The organism is Stenotrophomonas sp. RIT-551 (assembly GCF_026241915.1).
GTDB lineage: Bacteria > Pseudomonadota > Gammaproteobacteria > Xanthomonadales > Xanthomonadaceae > Stenotrophomonas > Stenotrophomonas bentonitica_A.
The window spans coordinates 318,319-337,907 of sequence record NZ_JAPJIU010000001.1 but is presented as its reverse complement, the minus strand read 5'-3'; the positions used below and the strand labels follow the sequence as shown (position 1 = coordinate 337,907).

Genomic DNA, 19,589 nt, shown 5'->3' with positions numbered 1-19,589 from the left:
ATCCTCGAAAGCTTGCCCTGGCCTGTTGCAGGCACGCGGCATCGGTGGTCCTGTCATTCATCCGCAAGGGGCGTCCCCTGCACGCACTGCACTGCACCGCACCGGCCGCTAGTACGCGCCCGGGTTGTTGCTGAAACTGACCGGGACGCTGATCGTGGCCTGCCCGCCGTTGATCAGATTCACGCCGGCATTCACCGCATTGCCGCCCACCGCACCGCCGCTGGCCGCCGCGCAGGTGCTGCCGCTGGTGGCACTGCAGGTCCATGCGCCGCGCAGCGTGGTGCCGCTCGGCAGGCTGTCGGTGACCACGGCATTGGTGACGGCATCCGGGCCGTCGTTGCGGACCAGCAGCGTGTAGGTCGCGGTGCCGCCCGGCGTGTAGGTGCCGCTGCCGTCGGTCTTGGTGATCGACAGATCCGCCTGGCGCGTTCGATTGGTGATCCGGCACACCAGCGTCACGGCCGTGGCCGTCATCGCCGGCGCCTGAAGGGTGAAGCTGCCGCCGCTGCCGGAAGAGACCACGGTGTTGTTCTGGTCGGTGCACTGCCAGGTGCTGGCATAACGGCTGAGCGTGGTACCGGCCGCGGCCGCTTCGGCCAGCGCGTAGCTGCCGCCGGGCACCGTGATCACCGTGGCCGTCGCGCCGTTGTTGCCGACGTTGCTGGCCGAGCCGACCGTGCTGCCGTTGTAGGTGATGGACAGATTGAACCGCCCGGTATCGCTGGTGGGCTGCAGGTCCTTGACCAGCTGCAGTGTCGCCGCGCACGCCTGGGTGATGCCTTCGACGGTGAAGACCGCCTGTCCGATGCGGATGCCGAGCAGGGCCAGCAGGTTGTCCACCAGCCCGCCCAGCAATGCGGTCAGCACCGGCGTGACCACGGCGTTGACCTGGGTGCGGATCGGCGTCAGCAACGTGTTGACGATGCCGTTGACCAGGTCCGCCACCGGCAGCGGCAGTGCGATGCCGCCCAGCAGCGTGACCGTGGGGTTGCCACTGGTCACCTGGATGCTGAGCGAGTTGACCAGGGTCGAGACCATCGTCGCCGCACTGACCGTGCCGACGCTCAGGGTGCGGGTCTGTGGATACGGACCGGTGAAGCTCGCGCTCTGCAGCCCGGGCGTGGCAGTGGCGAAACTGCGGATGCTGACCGTCAGCGGGATGGTGATGTCGGCGATCGGCGTGAGCAGGCCGAGCACATTGGCCGACACCCGCACCCGCACGCTGAGCGAGGTCAGCGTCGCCGCGCTCAGCGCGGTATCGGTGAGCACCGTCGTGCGGTTGAAGAAGGTCGCATCGCTGATCTGGCCGACATACAGGTTCACCAGCCCCGGACGCGCCTGCAGCGTGACCGCGTTGCCGACCAGGTTGATCGCCGAGATCGCTCCTTCGGCGCGTGCGACATCGGCGTAGACCTGCAGATGCAGGACATCGGCGGTGATGCTGGTGTTGGAGAGGGTGACGCCCAGCAGGTTCAGGCCACTGAGCGCCGCCGAGAGCGTGCCCGTGTTCAAACCCTGCACCAGGTCCAGATCGAGCTTGATGCGGATCGCCGCGCTGTGGAACGCCGCGCCGGCCGCGCCGCAGGTGTACACCGGCGGCTCGACCACCTGCAGCCACAGGCGCACGTTGGCCACGCCGTTGAGGCCAAGTGCCGCGGTGTTGACCGTGATCGGCGTGGGCGTGGTGAGTACGTTGCGGAAGTTGTAAAGCTGCACACCGCCGGTAAGCAGGTCCAGCACGTTCAGGCGCACGGTCGCCAGCGAGCCGGTGGGCAGCGCGATCTGCAGGATGTCGGCCAGGCGGATGCTGCCGCCTACGCCCGCCGCGCCGAGCGGCAACGCATTGAGGACATTGGCGGCCGCGGTCTGCCCGTCCGCCTGCAGGACCTGCACCATCGCCGCACGCAACTGGCCGAGGGTGATGCTGGCGTTGAGCACCTGGCTGGGATCACTGACCACCACGCCGCCGTTGAGCTGGGTCAGCAACGCGTTGAGATTGATGTTCGCCCCGGCCAGGTTGTTCCAGTCGGCCACGCTGAGATTGACCGCGGTGCCCGGCAGCAACGCACCGAACAGCAGATTGAGCACCGGGCTCTGGGTGGAATCGATCGAGGCCAGGCGCGGGCCTGCACTCACGCAGGCGCCAGCCGTGCAGGCCGATTGCGCGGCGGCCGATGAAATACCGGCACTTAATGCGAACAGCATCACAAATAACAGCGAAATCGCTCTCAAACTGAATCGCCGTAACGCCAACTTCACAACAGAAACTTTATCCATCGGCCATCCCCTGCGTCCTGGCCGAAGCGGTCTTTCACGGGCCGGTGGATACCGACCATGATCGACAGGGCATCGGCCTGCTTCCGATGTTTTGGATGTCCCGGCGCGTCATGGCCGGCTTGAGGGATTAACTACGTGCACGCAGGTAAACCGTCAAACCGGCCGTGTCGCGTGCAGGGGGAAGTTTCACTGTCGCTCGTGGATTCATCGGCGGAGCGATTGCAACGGCAAGGGCGGCAAGCAGTTCTGTACAGACCGAAAAAAGAATCGCTGCCCGGTAAGTATCGATAACCATCCACTGTTCAAGGAACGAGAAAGGGGAAGGCCATGTTGGCGATGTCGGATCGAATTCGCGCAGCACGCACCAGCGCAGGGATGTCACAGACGCAGTTGGCAGTGGAAACCGGGGTCAAGCGCAGTGCCGTCGCGCAATGGGAGCGCCGCGGAGGAACGCATCCGAGTGTGTCGCACCTGGTGCACATCGCCGTCAGTACGCGGGTGCGATTCGAGTGGTTGGCCACCGGTCGCGGCGTGTGCAAGGCCAGCGGGGAGGAACTGATGTTGACCGCGCCCGCACAGGACTACGTGCGCGATGACCTGGAGGGCAACATCCTGTCGCTGCTGCGGCGGTTGCCACCGCGCAAGCGGCAGGTGGCGCAGTCCATCATCGAGATGCTGGCCGTGTAGGCCACGGCCGGGCGCTCAGGCCGGCAGTTCCAGCGCGGCACGCGGCGGCAGCGACCAGTCGATGCGCGCGTTGCCGCGGCGCTGCAGGTACTCATTGGCCATCGAAAAATGGCGGCAGCCCAGGAAGCCGCGATGCGCCGACAGCGGCGAAGGGTGCGGTGCCTTGAGCACGCGGTGCCGGCCGGTATCGATGACCTTGCCCTTCTGCTGGGCGTAGCTGCCCCACAACAGGAACACCAGGCCCTCTCGCTCGCGGTTGAGCGTATCCACCACATGGTCGGTGAAGCCCTCCCAGCCACGCCGCTGGTGAGAGCCGGCGTTGCCCGCCTCCACCGTCAGCACCGCATTGAGCAGCAGCACCCCGCGGTGCGCCCACGGCAGCAGGCAGCCGTGGTCCGGGCGCGGGATGCCCAGATCGGCCTCGATCTCTTTGTAGATGTTGAGCAGCGACGGCGGTACCGGCACGCCCGGCATCACCGAGAAGCTCAGGCCATGCGCCTGGCCGTACCCGTGATACGGATCCTGGCCGAGGATGACCACCTTGACCTGGTCGAAGGGCGTGGCATCGAAGGCGGCAAAGATCTGCGGGCCCGGTGGGAACACCTGGGCTCCGGCCGCTTTGCGCTGGCGCAGAAAAGCGGACAACTCCCGCATGTCCGGGCGCAGCAGGTAATCACCGATACGCGTCTTCCAGCTCGGTTCGAGCTGGATGCTGGGTACTACATCGTCATTCATCGCACTGCAGGCTTGTCGTTGAGGCGGGACAGACGCAGCTGGAACAGCACCTTGGTGATGAGCAGCCGCTCTTCGATCGGCTTCTGCACCAGATCGTTGGCACCGGCCTGGAGCAGACCGGATTGATTGTGCGGGTTGCCGTCGCCGGTCATCACCAGCACCGGCAGGCGGCGTTTGCCGTAGCCGAAATCCACGCGGACGCGCTGCACCACGTCGCGACCACTGAGCTCGCCCTTGAGCGTGACATCGGTCAGCACCAGGTCGATGCGATGGCTGCTGCGGCCAAGCGACTCGGCGGTGAGCAGCGCGAACGCATCTTCGGCGGTCAGCACGTGCAGCACGTTCAGGCCCTGCCGTTCGAGCATGCGCTTGGTCGCCTCGGCGACGACGCGGCTGTCTTCAACGTACAGGATCGTCGCGCCGGGAATCGTCTCCGGCTGCACATAGCCGCGGATGAAGGTGGCCAGCGCTTCGTGACCGAGCGCCTTGTCGAAATAGTCGGTGACGTACTCGGTGAAGCGACGCTGCTCCAGATGCTGCTGCGCATCGCCGGAAACCACGATCACCGGTACGTAGGCCTGCCCCGCGGCGTCGCGCACGATGCGCGCCAGGTCGAGCCCGTCGCCATCGCTCAGCGTGAGCGAGGTGGTGACCAGGCTGACCGGGCCGGCATCCAGCGCCGCCCGCGCCTCGGCGATGCTCGCACAGCCCACCACCTCCACCGCCGGCAGTTCGCGTTGCAGCACATCGGCGATCAACTTGCGGACCAGCCGGGAGCCATCGACGACCATCACGCGCGGTGCGTCGTCGACGAGGTGCTTGAGGGCTTGCGGACGCATGCGGGGCTCAGGTTTCGGTGGGACGGGTCTGGCGCAGGAAATGTCCCGTCACCAGCCAGGCGCCCAGCCAGCCCAGCACCACGGTGCCGAGCAGCACGAACGAAGAATGCAGCAGGTCCAGACCATGCAGCACGAACGGGCTGCCATAACTATGCGAGAGCGCGGCCAGCGGCGGGCGCAGCGCCAGCCCGGCGGCACCGATCAGGGCCAGCGCCACCGCGCCGGCGCCCAGGCCGTACCACGCGCCCAGGTACAGGAACGGGCGACGGATGAAGCCATCGCTGGCACCGAGCAGCTGCAGCACGCCGATCTCATCGCGGCGGGCCTGGATATCCAGGCGCACCGTGTTGCCGACCACCAGCGCGGCACCGAGCCCGAGCAGCACCGACAACACCTGCACCAGGCGCGTGCCGAAACCCAGCCAGCCATCCAGCCGCTTGCGCCACAGTGCATCGTGCTGCACCAGGTCGGCCTGCGGCAGGGCTTCCAGCGACTGCGCCAGGCGCGCGTCATCGGCGCCCTCGCCCGGGGTCACGATCAGCAGCGTCGGCAGCGGGTTGTCGTGCAGCGCATCGATCGCTTCGCCGAGCCCGGCACTTTCGCGCAGCTCCTGCAGCCCCTGCTCCGGCGTCTGCACGGTCACCTTGGCCACGTCGGCGCGGGCGCGCAAAGTCTCGGCGACCTGGCCGGCCGCATCGGCCCCGGCATCGGTCTTGAGGAACAGATTGATGTCGCGCGACTGCTGCACGCTGCCGGCGAAGTGCTTGAGGTTGTCCAACGCGATCGACAGGCCCAGCGGCAGGGCCAGCGCCAGCGCCATGACCATCACCGTGAGCAGGGTCGCCCACGGCTTGCGCCAGGCGCGGCCGAGGCTGAAGACCACGCTGTGGCCATGATGGTGCAGCCACACGCCCAGGCGCGAAGGCGCGGCGGTTTCCTTGGTCACCGGAGTATTCATTCGGCCAGGTCCTGCGGCGAGATGTCATCGACCAGGCGGCCGTGGTCCAGGATCAGCACGCGCTTGCGCATGCGCCGCAGCAGGGCCAGGTCGTGGCTGACCACCAGCACGCTGGTGCCGCGGTCGGGCAGTTCGGCGAACAACGCCATGATTTCTGCCGCCAGGGTCGGATCGAGATTGCCGGTTGGTTCATCGGCGACCAGCAGCTTGGGCTCGCCGACAATCGCACGGGCGATGCCGACGCGCTGCTGCTCGCCGGCCGACAACTGCGAGGGCAGCGCTTTTTCGCGATGGCCCAGGCCCATCCGTTCGAGCACCGAGCGCACGCGCTTGCCGATCTCGTTGCGACGGGTGCCACGCAGGATCAGCGGCAGGGCGACATTCTCGGCGATGCTGCGGTCCATCAGCAGGCGGTGGTCCTGGTAGACCGCACCGACCTCGCGCCGATGCCGCGGAATACTGCCGCCGCGCACCTTCAGCAGGTTGCGCTCATCGAAGATCACCGCGCCGCGGCTGGGCCGCTCGTCGAGATGGATCAACTTGAGCAGGGTGCTCTTGCCCGCACCGGAATGACCGGTAACGAACAGCATCTCCCCGGGGGCGACATCGAAGCTGACGTCCACCAGTGCCTGGTGGCCGCCGGCATATTGTTTGCTGACATTGTCAAAACGCAGGACGCTCATCCCCTGATTATGCAGGACGAGCGTGGCGCGTAGGTAACGGCAACCTGATGGGGGGGCTGATCGGTAGCGCCGGCCAGCGGCCGGCACTACCTCAGCCGTCAGGTCTTACGAACCGGAGAGCATCCGGCGGATCTTGCGGCCCAGGCGGGTCAGGAACGAGGCGCCCGGATCGGCGGCCGGCGTGCCGCGCATCGGCTTGGCGGTCACCTGCACCGGGGTCACCGGGCCGGTGGCTGCCGCGCCTTCGGCACCTTCGACCGGACGGCCGTGGCGGCGGCGACGACGCTTGCGCGGGGCGCGCTCGCCTTCCACGGCGGGGCTGCCCTCGGCGGACGGGGCGGCGGTCGGTGCGAGCTGCGACTTGGCCACGGCATCGGCGGCGGCAGCCACCGGCTGCTCGCCTTCCACGCGCGGCTTGCGCTCACGGCGCGGCTTGCCATCGGCACTGCGCTCACCCGGGGCGCGGCGCTCGCCGCGGCCACCGGACGGCTTGCCGCCGCGGCTGCTGCCACCGCCACGACGCTGCTCTTCCGCCGCACGCGCTTCGCGGGCTTCACGGAAGATCTGGCCGACGCTCTCGTTCTCGTCGCCCTCGGCATCACCCTCGCCTTCGGGGGACGGTGCACGCGGCGCGCGCGGAATCGGGGTCAGGATTTCGCTGGTGACCGGCTCGACCGGAATCTTCTGGTCGATGTAGGCCTCGATATCCGGCAGGCCCATCGCGTAGCGCTCGCAGGCGAAGCTGATCGCATCACCCTCTTCGCCCAGCCGCGCGGTGCGGCCGATGCGGTGCACGTAGTCTTCCGCATCGAACGGCAGGTCGTAGTTGTAGACGTACTTGATGCCGTCGATGTGCAGGCCGCGGGCGGCCACATCGGTGGCCACCAGGATTTCCAGCTGACCCTTCTGGAAGCGGTTGAGCAGGCTTTCGCGCTTCTTCTGCGGCACATCGCCGGACAGCACGCCGACGCGGTAGCCGGCCTTCTCCAGCGAACGCGCGACGCGCTCGACGAACACCTTGGTATTGACGAACACCATGGTGCGGGCGCCTTCGCTGCGCGACAGCAGGCCCAGCAGCAGCGGGATCTTCTCTTCGTCGGCCGGGAAGTAGATGCGCTGGCGCACGCGGGCGGCGGTGATCGATTCGCTCTCCACCACCAGCTTCTGCGGCTCGTTCATGTGCTCATAGGCCAGCTCCAGCACGCGGTGGCTGAGCGTGGCGCTGAACAGCAGCGTCTGGCGCGTGGCGCGCTCGGGCATGCGGCGCAGCAGGAAACGGATGTCCTTGATGAAGCCCAGGTCGAACATGCGGTCGGCTTCGTCGAGCACGCAGATCTCGCAGGCATGCAGCGAGACCACCTTGTGCTGCTTGACGTAGTCGATCAGGCGGCCCGGGGTGGCGATGATCACGTCCACGCCCTGCTGCAGGATCTCGCGCTGCTTGTCGTAATCCACGCCACCGTAGACCAGCGCGAAGCGCAGGCCGAGGTCGGAGCCGAACTTCACGGCGTCCTTGTGGATCTGGATGGCCAGCTCGCGGGTCGGCGCCAGGATCAGCGCGCGCGGGTCTTCCGGCTTGCGGTCGGCCAGCGCCGGGCGGGTCAGCAGGCGGTTCACCACGGCGACCAGGAAGGCCAGGGTCTTGCCGGTGCCGGTCTGGGCCTGGCCGGCGACGTCGCCGCCGGGCAGCGCGACCGGCAGGGTCAGCGCCTGGATGGGCGTGCAACGGGTGAAGCCGGCTCCTTCAAGGCCGGCCTGCAGGGCCGGATGCAGCTCGAAGGAGGAGAAGGTCAAATCGGTCAGCGGTTTGTCGCTCATGAGTCCGTCTTGGTAAGGCCATCCCGGCAGAGGTGCGGGGTGGCTTGCAATCTTGGGGGGCACCGTCGCAAACGGCCCCTGCGCCGGGATTGGCAGGGCCGGACTCCAGGTCCAGGGCGCCGCACAATGCCCCAGTTTAGCGCAATGTCGGCGTCAAACCGGGATCACCCGTCGCGCAGCGCCATGAGAATGCCCGCCCGGCGTGCTTTTTGCGGCAGGTTTCAGGCCCTGGAAGGCTCTCCACCTCGTATTCACCGGCCCTGCCGCCGGTTGAACGGGGCGGCGGGAGGGGCTGGAAGCGTCGTGCTGGCTCCCGCATATCAACCAGGATCGTCGCGATAACGCAGGTGGGCGATCACGGGACGCTTCTTTCCAACCAGCGTCTGTCCGGTCACGGCGATAGCGGTACACTGCGCCCCGTGAGCGTCCAGGCATCCGCCGAACGCACCGCTGGCCGCCCGCGGCCACGAGGCACCAGACGAGGGTGACGCCCGGTTGGCGTTGCCCAAATTCAACTTCCTCCGGCCCTGCCGGGTGCATTACCAGACGAGAAACCAAGATGAGCGACAAGGTTGTACATGTCGGCGACGCCGACTTTGATAGCGCAGTGCTGAATTCCAAGGAACCGGTGCTGGTCGATTTCTGGGCCGAATGGTGTGGTCCCTGCAAGATGATCGCCCCGGCCCTGGACGAACTGGCCGACGCCTACAACGGCCGCGCCAAGATCGCCAAGGTCAACGTGGACCAGAACCGTGCCCTGGCCGCCAAGTACCACGTGCGCTCGATCCCGATGCTGCTGGTGTTCAAGGACGGCGAAGTCCAGGCCCAGCAGATCGGTGCCGTCGGCAAGGCCCAGCTGGCCGGCATGCTCGACAAGGCCCTGGCCTGATCGCTGCAGGCAGCCGGCCCCGTCCGGCTGCCACGCGGGCCCATCGCCCGCATGAATGACCCTGCCCCACCCGGCTTGCGCGCTGCCGCGAGCCGGTGTTAGTGTCGGCATATCCGGCCGCATTCGCGCGCCGCATCTTCTGGACGCAGTTTCCTTCCAGATCCTTTCCCAACGTTCGCCGCCCTGCCGGGCGCTCGCACCTTCTAGCGAGGAATCCAGCACTTGTCCGATATCACTACTTCCGAACCCGGGAGCGCCGACGCGCCCGCCGAGAAGCGCGTGCGCAAGCCGCGCGTCGCCAAGGCCGCCGCCAACACCGCTGCCGAGGCAGGTTCCCCCCCCTCACAACCCGCTCTGCCTCTGGCTGCCGCGTCTGACGCGCCGGCGCCGGCTGCTGCTCCTTCGGCAGCCCCGCAGGCATCGGCGCCGGCAGCTCCTGCCGGTGGCGACGCATCGCCCTCCCAGGGCGGTGGTCAGCAGGACACCGGCGACGGTGGCCAGCGCAACCAGAATGGCCGGCACCAGAACCAGAACCAGCAGGGCGGGCAGAACCCGTACCAGCAGGGTCAGGGCCAGAACCAGAACCAGGGCCAAGGCCAGGGTCAGGGCCAAGGCAACCGCCGCGACCGTTTCCGCAATCGCCGTGACCGCAACCGCGGTGGCGATCGCTACAACGATGACGGCATGCCGCAGGACAACGGCGAACAGCAGCCGTTCGTGCGCAGCCAGCAGGCCAACGTGCCCGAAGGCTTCCCGGTCTATTCGCTGAGCGACCTCAAGCGCATGCCGGCGCAGAAGCTGCTGGAAATCGCCGAGCAGCTGCAGATCTCCGAAGGCGTGGCACGTGCCCGCAAGCAGGACGTGATCTTCGCCCTGCTCAAGGTGCTGACCCGTCATGGCGACGGCGTCGCCGCCGACGGCGTGCTGGAAATCCTGCCCGACGGCTTCGGCTTCCTGCGTGCGGCCGAAGCCAGCTACCTGGCCGGCCCGGACGATACCTACATTTCGCCCAGCCAGATCCGCCGCTTCAACCTGCGCACCGGCGACCACCTGTCCGGCCGCATCCGCTTCCCGAAGGACGGCGAACGCTACTTCGCGCTGTCGATCGTGGACACCATCAACGGTGAGCCGCTGGAAGCGTCCAAGAACAAGGTGCTGTTCGAGAACCTCACCCCGCTGTTCCCGCGCAAGCGCTTCACCCTGGAACGCGGCAACGGTTCGTCCGAAGACATCACCGGCCGCATCCTCGATCTGATGGCACCGCAGGGCAAGGGTCAGCGTTCGCTGATAGTCTCCCAGCCCAAGGCCGGCAAGACGATGATGATGCAGCAGGTGGCCACGGCGATCACCACCAATCATCCGGACGTGCACCTGATCGTGCTGCTGATCGATGAGCGCCCGGAAGAAGTGACGGAAATGCAGCGCACCGTGCGCGGCGAAGTCATCAGCTCCACCTTCGACGAGCCGGCCGCCCGTCACGTGCAGGTCGCCGAAATGGTGATCGAGCGTGCCAAGCGCCTGGTCGAGCACAAGAAGGACGTGGTGATCCTGCTCGACTCGATCACCCGCCTGGCGCGCGCCTACAACAACGTGGTACCCAGCTCCGGCAAGGTGCTCACCGGTGGTGTGGACGCCAACGCACTGCACCGTCCGAAGCGCTTCTTCGGCGCCGCGCGCAACGTGGAGGAAGGCGGCAGCCTGACCATCATCGCCACCGCGCTGGTCGATACCGGCAGCAAGATGGACGAGGTGATCTACGAAGAGTTCAAGGGCACCGGCAACAGCGAAGTGCACCTGAGCCGCCGCATCTCTGAAAAGCGTGTGTTCCCGGCGATCGACATCAACCGCTCGGGCACCCGCCGCGAAGACCTGCTGATCGAGCCGGAACTGCTGCAGAAGATCTGGATCCTGCGCAAGCTGCTGCATCCGATGGATGAAATGGCCGCGATGGAATTCCTGCTCGACAAGATGAAGAACACCAAGTCCAACGACGAGTTCTTCGGTTCGATGAAGCGCTGATACGCGTTTCAGGCGAACAGACAAAGGCCCCGCATCGCGGGGCCTTTTTCGTTGAGGGGGATGTCCGGGCAGAGCCCGGCGCTACGGGCAGCGCACCCCGCCCGCCGCGTTGTCTGCATCCACCGATACGCGCACCTGGGTGAACGCCGCCGCGAAGGGCGTGTCGGCGCTCACCACGAACGGTGCTTCCACCGCACCCAGGTCCACGCCCTGCTTGGCAAAGCACGCCAGCGGCACGGTCACGGTCTGCTTCTGCCCCGGCGAAAGCCTGGCCAGGACCGGCGCGATATCCACGCCGCCCTCGCAGCCGGTACCGCACTGCATGGTCACCTTCACCGGCGACACCGGGCGCTGCACCAGCTGCACATCGAACTGCAGCGCGCCGTGGTTGCGTGCCAGCGCACCCAGGTTGCGCCGCGAGGAACTGCGTGCGATCAACTGCGCCGGCGCCAGCCAGGTCACTTCCTTGGCATCCTGCTGGGTATTGATCTGCACGGTGCGTACCTGCACTACCGGCGCGGCGGCCGGCCAGCGCAACGTGGCGTTGAGATCGTTGCCCAGCGGCTGGGTGGCACCAACGGCCGCCACATGCAGCGCGAACGGCGGCGTGTCGGCCCGGTTGAAGATCGGCAGCGTGGTGACCTCGCCGCAGTTGTCCGGGTTGGCTTCGGGCAGGCGGTCGACCTTGCCCGGGGTGCGGTAACTCAGGCCGTGGCCAAGCGCGAACAGCGGCGGCTGCTTCGGATCCGGACGGTCGATCGGCGCCGGGCACGGCACGCCCGGCCACGGGAAGCTCAGGCGCCCGCGGAAATCATGCGCGGGCTTGCCGTCCTTGCCAGCCACCAGCACGTCGGTGATGCCCTTGCCTTCGGTACCCGGCAGCCACGCCGCCACGAAGGCCTGGGAGTGGTTGAGCAGGTCGTTGGTGTACATCGGGCGCCCGGAGAAGTACACGGTCACCACCGGCTTGCCACTGGCCTGGGCCGCGCGCAGCACGGCCAGATCCTGCGGGTAGGCACGGCTGTGGCTGACCGGATCGGACGCGAGGATGTCGCCGTTGGTTTCGGCATATGGCGTCTCGCCGATCACGGCCACCACGACGTCGAACTGCGCGGGATCCAGCGCCGTCGCATCGGCGCTGTAGGCAACCTTCTGTGCGCCAAGTTCGGCACGCAGCGCCCCCAGCACCGAATCGCCAGTGGGGAAATCGGCATTGCGGTTCTCGGTGCCCTGCCAGGTCAGCGACCAGCCACCGGACTGATCGGACAGGTTGTCGGCACTCTTGCCGACCACCATCACCCGCGCATCGCGGCGCAGTGGCAACACCTTGGCCTCGTTCTTGAGCAGCACCAGCGACTCACGCACGGCCTGGCGCGCCAGCTCACGGTGCTGCACGGCGGCGACGTCACCGGCATGACGGCTGTCGGACGGCTTGTGATCGAACAGGCCCGCGCGCAGCTTCACGCGCAGGATGCGGGTGACCGCATCATCGATGCGCGCCATCGGGATCTCCCCGCTCTCCACCTGGGCGATGGTGTTGGCGATGAAGGCCTTCCAGTCGTCGGGCACCATCACCATGTCGATGCCGGCGTTGATCGCCTGCGCACAGCTGTCGTTGCGGCAGCCCGGCACCTGGGCGATGCCGTTCCAGTCGGAGACGACGAAACCGTCGAAGCCCATCTTCTCCTTCAGCGCGCCGGTCAGCAGCGCTTTGTTGCCGTGCATCTTGCCGTAGTCGACGCCACCGCTGCGGTCGTTCCAGCTGTTGAACGAGGCCATCACCGTCTGCACGCCCTCGCCAAGCGCACCGTAGTAGCCCTGCCCGTGCACGTTGATCATCGTGTCCTTGTCGACCAGCGCTTCGCCCTGGTCGCGGCCGCTGTCGGTCGCGCCATCGCCGATGTAGTGCTTGGCGGTGGCAACGACATTGCCGTCGTCGCCGAAGCGCCCCTGCGCACCCTTGACGTAGGCCTGGGCGAATTCCCGTACCACGTGCGGGTCGGAGGAATAGCTTTCGTAGGTGCGCCCCCAACGTGGATCGTGCGCTACTGCCAGCGTCGGCGCGAACACCCAGTCGATGCCGGTGGCACGCACCGCGTGTGCGGTGGCCCGGCCGATCCGCTCGATCACCGCGGCGTCGCCGGCCGCGCCCAGCCCGATGTTGTGCGGGAACAGCGTGGCACCGTAGACGTTGTTGTGGCCGTGCACCGCATCGGTGCCCCAGATCACCGGGATCGGCGTGCGCGCATCGGTGGCCAGCGAGGCCACCCGATACGCATCGGCCAACTGCAGCCACTGCGCGACCGTGGCGTGCTTGTCCATGCCCGGCCAGGAGCCACCGCCATTGAGGACCGAGCCGATGTAGTACTGGCGGACCTGGTCGGGCGTGATCATCTTGATCTCGGGCTGGGTCATCTGGCCCACCTTCTGCGCCAGCGTCATCTGCGCCACGATCTGCTGCACCCGCGCCTCCAGCGCAGCATCCGGCCCGATCGCGCTGGTCACACGGGGCCAGTCCTGCAGGCGTTCACCGGTGGCCGGTGCGGCACCGGCCGTCGAGGCCAGCGCAGCCAGCAGGCAGGTAGCGAGAATCGTCTTGTTGGAGCTGGTCACTGGACATCTTCCTCTGATGAAATACGCGCGAACGGAACGGGCGGGACTGCAGCCGGGCGGCGGTCAGCGCCCCGCTCTGACAGCGCTGTCATATAAGCCCATGGCAACGCTGTCAACCGCCCGCGGCCGCGCTTGCGACCGGCGTCCCGCTGCAGCGGGGATCACCACCGGAGATGATGTCCAGGCCGTGCTTGAACTGCTGCATCGCGACATGGAAAACCCGAACCCGCCACGCACGTCGCCGGCATGGCAACATCCGCCTGCATCGGCAACATCGATGTGACACACGCGCACTACCATCGGCACCTGGCCGCCCGCCCCTCCGAGAGGAACCCCCGCACCATGCGTAGTCGTATCGAGGATGTCGCCGCCGTTGCGGGTGTATCGATCAAGACGGTCTCCCGCGTGCTCAACAACGAGCCCAACGTGCGCGCGGAAACCCGCGAGCGGGTGCTGGCCGCCGTGACGCGCCTGGGCTACAAGCCCAACCTCTCCGCGCGCAGCCTGGCCGGGCAGCGCTCGTATGCACTGGCGCTGGTCTACAACAATCCCTCGCGCAACTACCTGATGGAAATCCAGAACGGGATGCTGGAGGCGTGCCATGCGCACCACTACAACCTGATCCTGGGCCCGGTCGGCACGGCGCGCCGCACCCTGCCCGACCTGGCCGCGTTGTTCGAGAATTCGCGCCCGGACGGGGTGGTGCTGATCCCGCCGCTGACCGATGACGCGGTGGTGCTGGCCTACCTGGAAGAGCATGAGATTCCGTATGCGTCCATCGCACCGCGGCATCCGGACGGCTGCATCGGCGTGCGCATGGATGAGACCACCGCAGTGGTTGAACTGATCGGTCACCTGGTCGCGCAGGGGCATCGCCGCATCGGCCATATCAAGGGCCCGCGCGCGCACGGCGCCTGCCAGTGGCGTCTGGCCGGCTACCGCCAGGCGTTGCGCCAGTACGGCATCGCCTACGATCCGGCGCTGGTGGTCAACGGGCAGTTCTCGTTCGAATCCGGCATCGAGGCCGCCAATGCACTGCTGGACCTGCCGGAGCCGCCGAGCGCGATCTTCGCCGCCAACGATGACATGGCCGCCGCGGTGTTCCGCGTCGCCGGGCAGCGCGGCCTGCGCATTCCCCGCGACCTGTCGGTCTGCGGCTTCGATGACACGCCGATCGCCGGGCACATCTACCCGGCGCTGACCACCGTGCGCCAGCCGACCGCCTCCATGGGCAGGCTGGCCACCGAGCAGTTGATCGACCGCATCCGCTCCCCGGAGGCCGGGGTCATGGTCACCGTCGACCATGCGGTGCTGGTGCGCGAATCCACGCACCCCCCGCGTCGCCGCTGAGCGCCTGCCTCAGTGGCTGTGGCGTGAACCGCGCCAGGCGTAGAAGGCAATGAACAGGTAGCACAGCATCGGCAGCAGGAAGGACACCTGCAGCCCGTGATGGTCGGCCAGCCAGCCCATCGCCAGCGGGATCACCGCGCCGCCCACGATCGCCATCACCAGCAGGCTGGAGGCCTGCCCGGTCAACGTGCCCAGGCGGGCGATGGCCAGCGCGAAGATCGTCGGGAACATGATCGAGTTGAACAGGCCGATGCTGACCACGCTCCACTTGGCCAGGTTGCCGCTGCCGAGCATCGTCACCGTCAGCAGGGCGATCACGATCAACGCGAAGACCCCCAGCATGCGGCGCGGGTCCAGCCGGGTCAGCAACGCTGCACCCAGCAGACGGCCAACCAGCGCCCCCCCCCAATACAGCGACACGTAGCGCGTGGCTTCCTGCTCGGTCAGCCCCTCACCGATACCGGGCATCGAAAGGAAATTGACCAGCACGCTGCCGATCGAGACCTCCGCGCCCACGTAGAAGAAGATGGCCAGCACGCCATAGCGCAGGTGGCGATGGCGCAGCGCATCGCGCAGGCGGCCACTGCCGGTGGCGGCCGCGCCTTCCACGCCGGGAATGGCCGGCAGGCGGAACATCCAGATCGCCACCGCCAGCACGAACAGTGCGACGGCCAGGCCGAAGTACGGCAGCTGCACCGATTGCGCCTCGGCGGCGCGGTAAGCCAGTGCCTCGGCCTGCGGCAGCAGGGCCAGTTCATCGGCGGTGCGCGGCGCGGCCGAGAGAATCAGCAGGCCGCCGAACAACGGCGCGATCGTGGTGCCCAGCGCGTTCATCGACTGCGCCAGGGTCAGCCGGCTGGAGCTGGTCTGCTCCGGACCAAGCAGCGCAACATAGGGATTGGCAGCGACCTGCAGCACGGTGATGCCGGTGGCCAGCACGAACAGCGCGCCGAGGAACAGGCCATACACATGCGCCTGTGCTGCCGGCCAGAACAACAGCGCGCCCACACCGGCGATGGCCAGGCCGGCAACGATGCCGCGCTTGTAGCCCACCGCCGCGACCAGGCGCCCGGCGGGCAGCGACATCAGGAAGTACGCGCCGAAGAAGGTGAACTGGACCAGCATCGCCTGCACCCAGGTGAGCGCGAACGCCGCCTTCAGGTGCGGAATCAGGATGTCGTTGAGGCAGGTGAGGAAACCCCACATGAAAAAGATGGCGGTGACCACGGCCAGTGCAACGCCATTGCTTTGCACATGTTGTCCGCGGACGGCAGCAGGAGTGTCCATTGCATGTCCTTCCAGATTGGGAGAGCCGGCCAGTCGGCGGCCAGACATGGAACCTGCTTGGACCGCGATTGTCCAGCGCTGTCAGCCATCCGCTGCCCGTGGCCCGCGATGCTGCGGTGCGTGCACGCGAATCACTTCGCGCAGTTTCGTTCTGCACTGCACAACGCGTGTGCACCCTCCTTCCGGTGGCCGACGTCCCGGTGAAATCGGGCCACAACGCCTGCGTTGCAGTGCTTCCGCCGCGCAGGTGCCCGATGTGCAGGCAACGTGGAACGCGTGACGATGGCCAGGCAAAGCGCAGCGGGGACGTCGTTTGTTGACAACGCTGTCAACCATGGCTCCAATCCGGGCCGTGCGCACTGGAACCCGCGCCGACACAACGCAGAACCGCCACGATCGAATTCCCTGGGGAGGGATCATCATGAAGACGTACAAGGCCGTACCCCGCAAGGCGATGCTCACCTCCGCACTTCTCGCTGTCCTGGCCGGCCCGGCCTGGGCGCAGGATCCCGCGGCCCGGGAAACCTCCACGACAGCCCCCGAGGGCGTCGACCCGACCACGCTGGATGCGGTGCAGGTCACCGGCATCCGTGGCAGCCTCACCTCGTCGATGAACCTCAAGCGCGACAGCCAGGGCGTGGTCGACGGCATCGTTGCCGAGGACATCGGCAAGTTCCCGGATACCAACCTGGCCGAATCGCTGCAGCGCATCAGCGGCGTGTCGATCGACCGCACCTCCAGCGGCGAGGGCTCCAAGGTGACCGTCCGCGGCATCGGCCCGGACTACAACCTGGTGCTCCTGAACGGCCGGCAGATGCCGGCGTCCAACCTCGGCAACGGCGGTGCCGGCCTGAACGGCTCGCGATCGTTCGACTTTGCGAACATCGCCTCCGAATCGATTTCGGCCGTGGAGGTCTACAAGACCACCCGCGCCGACAATCCGACCGGCGGCATCGGTGCCACCATCAACATCAAGACGCTGCGTCCACTGGAGGCGGCGCCGGTCGTCAGCCTGGGCCTGAAGGCGGTGCACGACACCTCCAACGACAACGTGCCGCGCACGCTGCAAGGGTCCAACATCACCGGTGAGCTGTCGGGCATCTTCAGCCAGACCTACGCCGACGGACGCTTCGGCGTTGCACTCAGTGCCAGCCACCAGGAACGCGATTCGGGCTTCAACCAGGCGACCGTGGCCGAAGGCTGGGCGACGCTTCGTGGCAGCGACACCACCGACTGGCGTGCATTGCCACAACCCGGCACGGGCTATGCCGACCGGATCACCAACCGCCCGGGCCCCGATGATATCTATGGCCGCCCGCAGAACTCGGCCTACAACGTCAATGCGGTACAGCGGCAGCGCACCAACGGACAGGCCACGTTCCAGTGGAAGCCGCTGGACAACGTGACCACCACGCTGGACTACACCTATGTCGAGAACAAGGTCCAGCAGCAGCGCAGCGAACTGTCGGTGTGGTTCAACTACGGCCCCGGCGACAGCACCTGGACCAACGGCCCGGTTGCCGCGCCGATCGTCTACAGCGAAGACGTGGTCAACGGCGACGTGGCCATGGGCGGCATGAAGCTGGCGACCAAGAACAACATGGAAGCGGTAGGCTTCAACGTCGAGTGGGAGGTCAACGACGCGCTGGACATGACCTTCGACTACAACCGCGCCAGTGCCGAATCGCAGCCCGATGGCCCCTACGGCTCGGCGGGCGTGCTGGGCGTCGCCGCTTACGTGCGTGGCAAGACCACGGTCGATTACAGCGGCGACCTCCCCATCATCAACATCGCACTGCCTCCTGGCGGCATCCAGGCATCGGATGCCCTGGTGACAGGCTCGGTCTTCCAGAACAGCTACAACAAGTCTGAAGTGGAGCAGCTGCAGGCCAAGGGCGTGTTCCGCTTTGCCGACTACTCCGCGCTGGATTTCGGCGTGGGCCATACCAAGGTGGACAACCGCTCGGCGGCGGCCATCATGCAGCGAGACAGCTGGGGCGGCGTCGGTACGCCTGCGGACTACGATGACAGCATCTGGTACGCCGATGACATGGCCAAGTACTTCAAGGCGTTCTCCGGCCACAACGATCCGCGCCTGACGGGCCAGTTCCTGGTGTTCGATTTCGACCGCCTGCGCGATCGTGCCGCCCAGGTGGCCAATGGCGTGGAGCCGGCCTGCCCCACCTGCTATGTCGCCCCGACGGAATACTCCGAGGACATCCGCACCACGGAAACGTCCAAGAGTGCCTACCTGCAATACCGCACTACCTTTGACTGGAACATGCCGCTGCATATCGCCGCGGGTGTGCGCTACGAAGAAACCGAGGTGGAATCGCAGGCGCTGGTGCGCGTCCCGACCTCCATCAGCTGGAATTCGCTCAACGAGTTCAACATCACCTACGCCGACGAAGGCGCCTTCGTGGGTGGCAAGGGCAAGTACGACTACATCCTGCCCAATCTCGACCTGAAGCTGGACCTGAGTGAATCGTTGGCGCTGCGCGGCAGCTACAGCCGCAGTCTCGGCCGTCCGGGCTGGACGCAGATCGAAAGCGGGCAGCGTCTGGACAACATCGTGCGCACCCAGGGCGGCACCGGCTCGCGTGGCAACCCGGCACTGGAGCCGTTGCTCTCGGACAACTTCGATCTCTCGCTGGAGTGGTACTACGGAGAGGCCAGCTACGCCTCGGTCGGCTTCTTCCGCAAGAACATCAAGAACTTCATCAGCAACACGATCGCGCGTGAGGATGCAGGCAGCCTGCACACCCCGGTGGGCGGCGCCTACTGGAACGAGGCACTGGCATCGGGCTGCGTGGCCACCGATACGGTGTGCATCCGCAACTACATCTTCACCAACCATGCCGGCGACCCGGGCGTGACCTCCACCGGCGTCAATTCCGCAGGGCAGCAGACCGGCAGCATCGTCGGCCAGCCGGGTGATCCGATTGCCGGGTTTGACGTCACCCTGCCGGCCAACCAGCGTTCGGACCACCTCCAGGGTTGGGAAGTGGCCGTGCAGCATCTGTTCGGCCAGTCCGGCTTTGGCGTGGCGGCAAACTACACCAAGGTGAAGTCCGGCCTGACCTTCGACAACCTCAGCCTGGGCGATCAGTATCCGATGATCGGCCTCAGCGATTCTGCCAACGCGGTGCTGTTCTACGACAAGAACGCCTGGCAGGTGCGTGCGGCCTACAACTGGCGCGACAAGTTCCTCAACGGCATCGGCGGCCAGGGTCCCAACCCGAACTACACCGAAGCCTACGGCCAGCTGGATCTCAACATCAGCTACGCGGTCAGCGAGCAGCTGACCCTGAGCCTGGAAGCGATCAACCTGACCGACGAGACCATGCGCACCTACTCGCGCCACACCAACATGCTGCGCTACGCCACCCAGACCGGCCCGCGGTACATGTTCGGCGTCCGTTACAAGTTCTGAG

Annotated in this window: 13 protein-coding genes; 5 read left to right on the top strand and 8 right to left on the bottom strand. The window is 66.9% G+C overall.

Features of this window, described 5'->3' with window-relative positions:
• Window positions 1-108: 108 nt before the first annotated feature.
• Window positions 109-2,136: a hypothetical protein gene (locus ORK51_RS01435; protein WP_266083597.1), complete on the bottom strand. Its 2,028-nt coding sequence runs from the start codon at window positions 2,134-2,136 to the stop codon at window positions 109-111.
• A 468-nt stretch (window positions 2,137-2,604) separates the two neighbouring features.
• Between ORK51_RS01435 and ORK51_RS01430 the strand changes: the two genes are divergently transcribed.
• Entirely contained in the window at window positions 2,605-2,964 is a 360-nt protein-coding gene (locus tag ORK51_RS01430; protein ID WP_026069828.1) for a helix-turn-helix domain-containing protein, read from the top strand.
• Between the two features lie 15 nt (window positions 2,965-2,979).
• On the opposite strand, the gene ung is transcribed toward ORK51_RS01430, so the two are convergent.
• The 5 genes from ung to rhlB all read right to left on the bottom strand — a co-directional run bounded on the left by ung (window position 2,980) and on the right by rhlB (window position 7,997).
• On the bottom strand, window positions 2,980-3,699 hold the full coding sequence (gene ung, locus ORK51_RS01425) for a uracil-DNA glycosylase (RefSeq protein ID WP_070426084.1): 720 nt from the start codon (window positions 3,697-3,699) through the stop codon (window positions 2,980-2,982).
• Window positions 3,696-4,538 carry a response regulator gene (locus ORK51_RS01420; protein WP_019183513.1) on the bottom strand — a complete coding sequence of 281 codons (843 nt, stop codon included), beginning with the start codon at window positions 4,536-4,538 and terminating at the stop codon, window positions 3,696-3,698. The genes ung and ORK51_RS01420 overlap by 4 nt, the downstream gene beginning before the upstream one ends.
• 7 nt (window positions 4,539-4,545) lie before the next feature.
• Window positions 4,546-5,496 carry a permease-like cell division protein FtsX gene (gene ftsX, locus ORK51_RS01415; protein ID WP_070426086.1) on the bottom strand — a complete coding sequence of 317 codons (951 nt, stop codon included), beginning with the start codon at window positions 5,494-5,496 and terminating at the stop codon, window positions 4,546-4,548.
• Entirely contained in the window at window positions 5,493-6,179 is a 687-nt protein-coding gene (gene ftsE, locus ORK51_RS01410; RefSeq protein ID WP_019183511.1) for a cell division ATP-binding protein FtsE, read from the bottom strand. Before ftsE ends, ftsX begins: the two co-directional genes overlap by 4 nt.
• A gap of 105 nt (window positions 6,180-6,284) precedes the next feature.
• Complete coding sequence (gene rhlB / locus ORK51_RS01405; RefSeq protein ID WP_266083591.1) at window positions 6,285-7,997, bottom strand: ATP-dependent RNA helicase RhlB; 1,713 nt, start codon at window positions 7,995-7,997, stop codon at window positions 6,285-6,287.
• A 559-nt stretch (window positions 7,998-8,556) separates the two neighbouring features.
• Between rhlB and trxA the strand changes: the two genes are divergently transcribed.
• Window positions 8,557-8,886, top strand: a complete 330-nt coding sequence (gene trxA, locus ORK51_RS01400; protein ID WP_019183509.1) for a thioredoxin TrxA — start codon at window positions 8,557-8,559, stop codon at window positions 8,884-8,886.
• Between the two features lie 222 nt (window positions 8,887-9,108).
• Window positions 9,109-10,905, top strand: coding sequence for a transcription termination factor Rho (gene rho, locus ORK51_RS01395; protein ID WP_266083588.1), 1,797 nt, complete (start codon window positions 9,109-9,111; stop codon window positions 10,903-10,905).
• Between the two features lie 81 nt (window positions 10,906-10,986).
• On the opposite strand, the gene ORK51_RS01390 is transcribed toward rho, so the two are convergent.
• Entirely contained in the window at window positions 10,987-13,518 is a 2,532-nt protein-coding gene (locus ORK51_RS01390; RefSeq protein WP_266083586.1) for a glycoside hydrolase family 3 protein, read from the bottom strand.
• Between the two features lie 342 nt (window positions 13,519-13,860).
• Here ORK51_RS01390 and ORK51_RS01385 point away from each other — a divergent pair, with 342 nt between their 5' ends.
• The gene (locus ORK51_RS01385; RefSeq protein WP_046273075.1) at window positions 13,861-14,868 is read left to right on the top strand and encodes a LacI family DNA-binding transcriptional regulator; all 1,008 of its coding nucleotides are present in this window, start codon (window positions 13,861-13,863) and stop codon (window positions 14,866-14,868) included.
• Window positions 14,869-14,877: 9 nt separating this feature from the next.
• On the opposite strand, the gene ORK51_RS01380 is transcribed toward ORK51_RS01385, so the two are convergent.
• On the bottom strand, window positions 14,878-16,155 hold the full coding sequence (locus ORK51_RS01380) for a sugar MFS transporter (RefSeq protein WP_046273074.1): 1,278 nt from the start codon (window positions 16,153-16,155) through the stop codon (window positions 14,878-14,880).
• Between the two features lie 421 nt (window positions 16,156-16,576).
• On the opposite strand from ORK51_RS01380, the gene ORK51_RS01375 reads away from it, so the two are divergent.
• Window positions 16,577-19,588 carry a TonB-dependent receptor gene (locus tag ORK51_RS01375; protein WP_266083583.1) on the top strand — a complete coding sequence of 1,004 codons (3,012 nt, stop codon included), beginning with the start codon at window positions 16,577-16,579 and terminating at the stop codon, window positions 19,586-19,588.
• Window position 19,589: the final 1 nt, after the last annotated feature.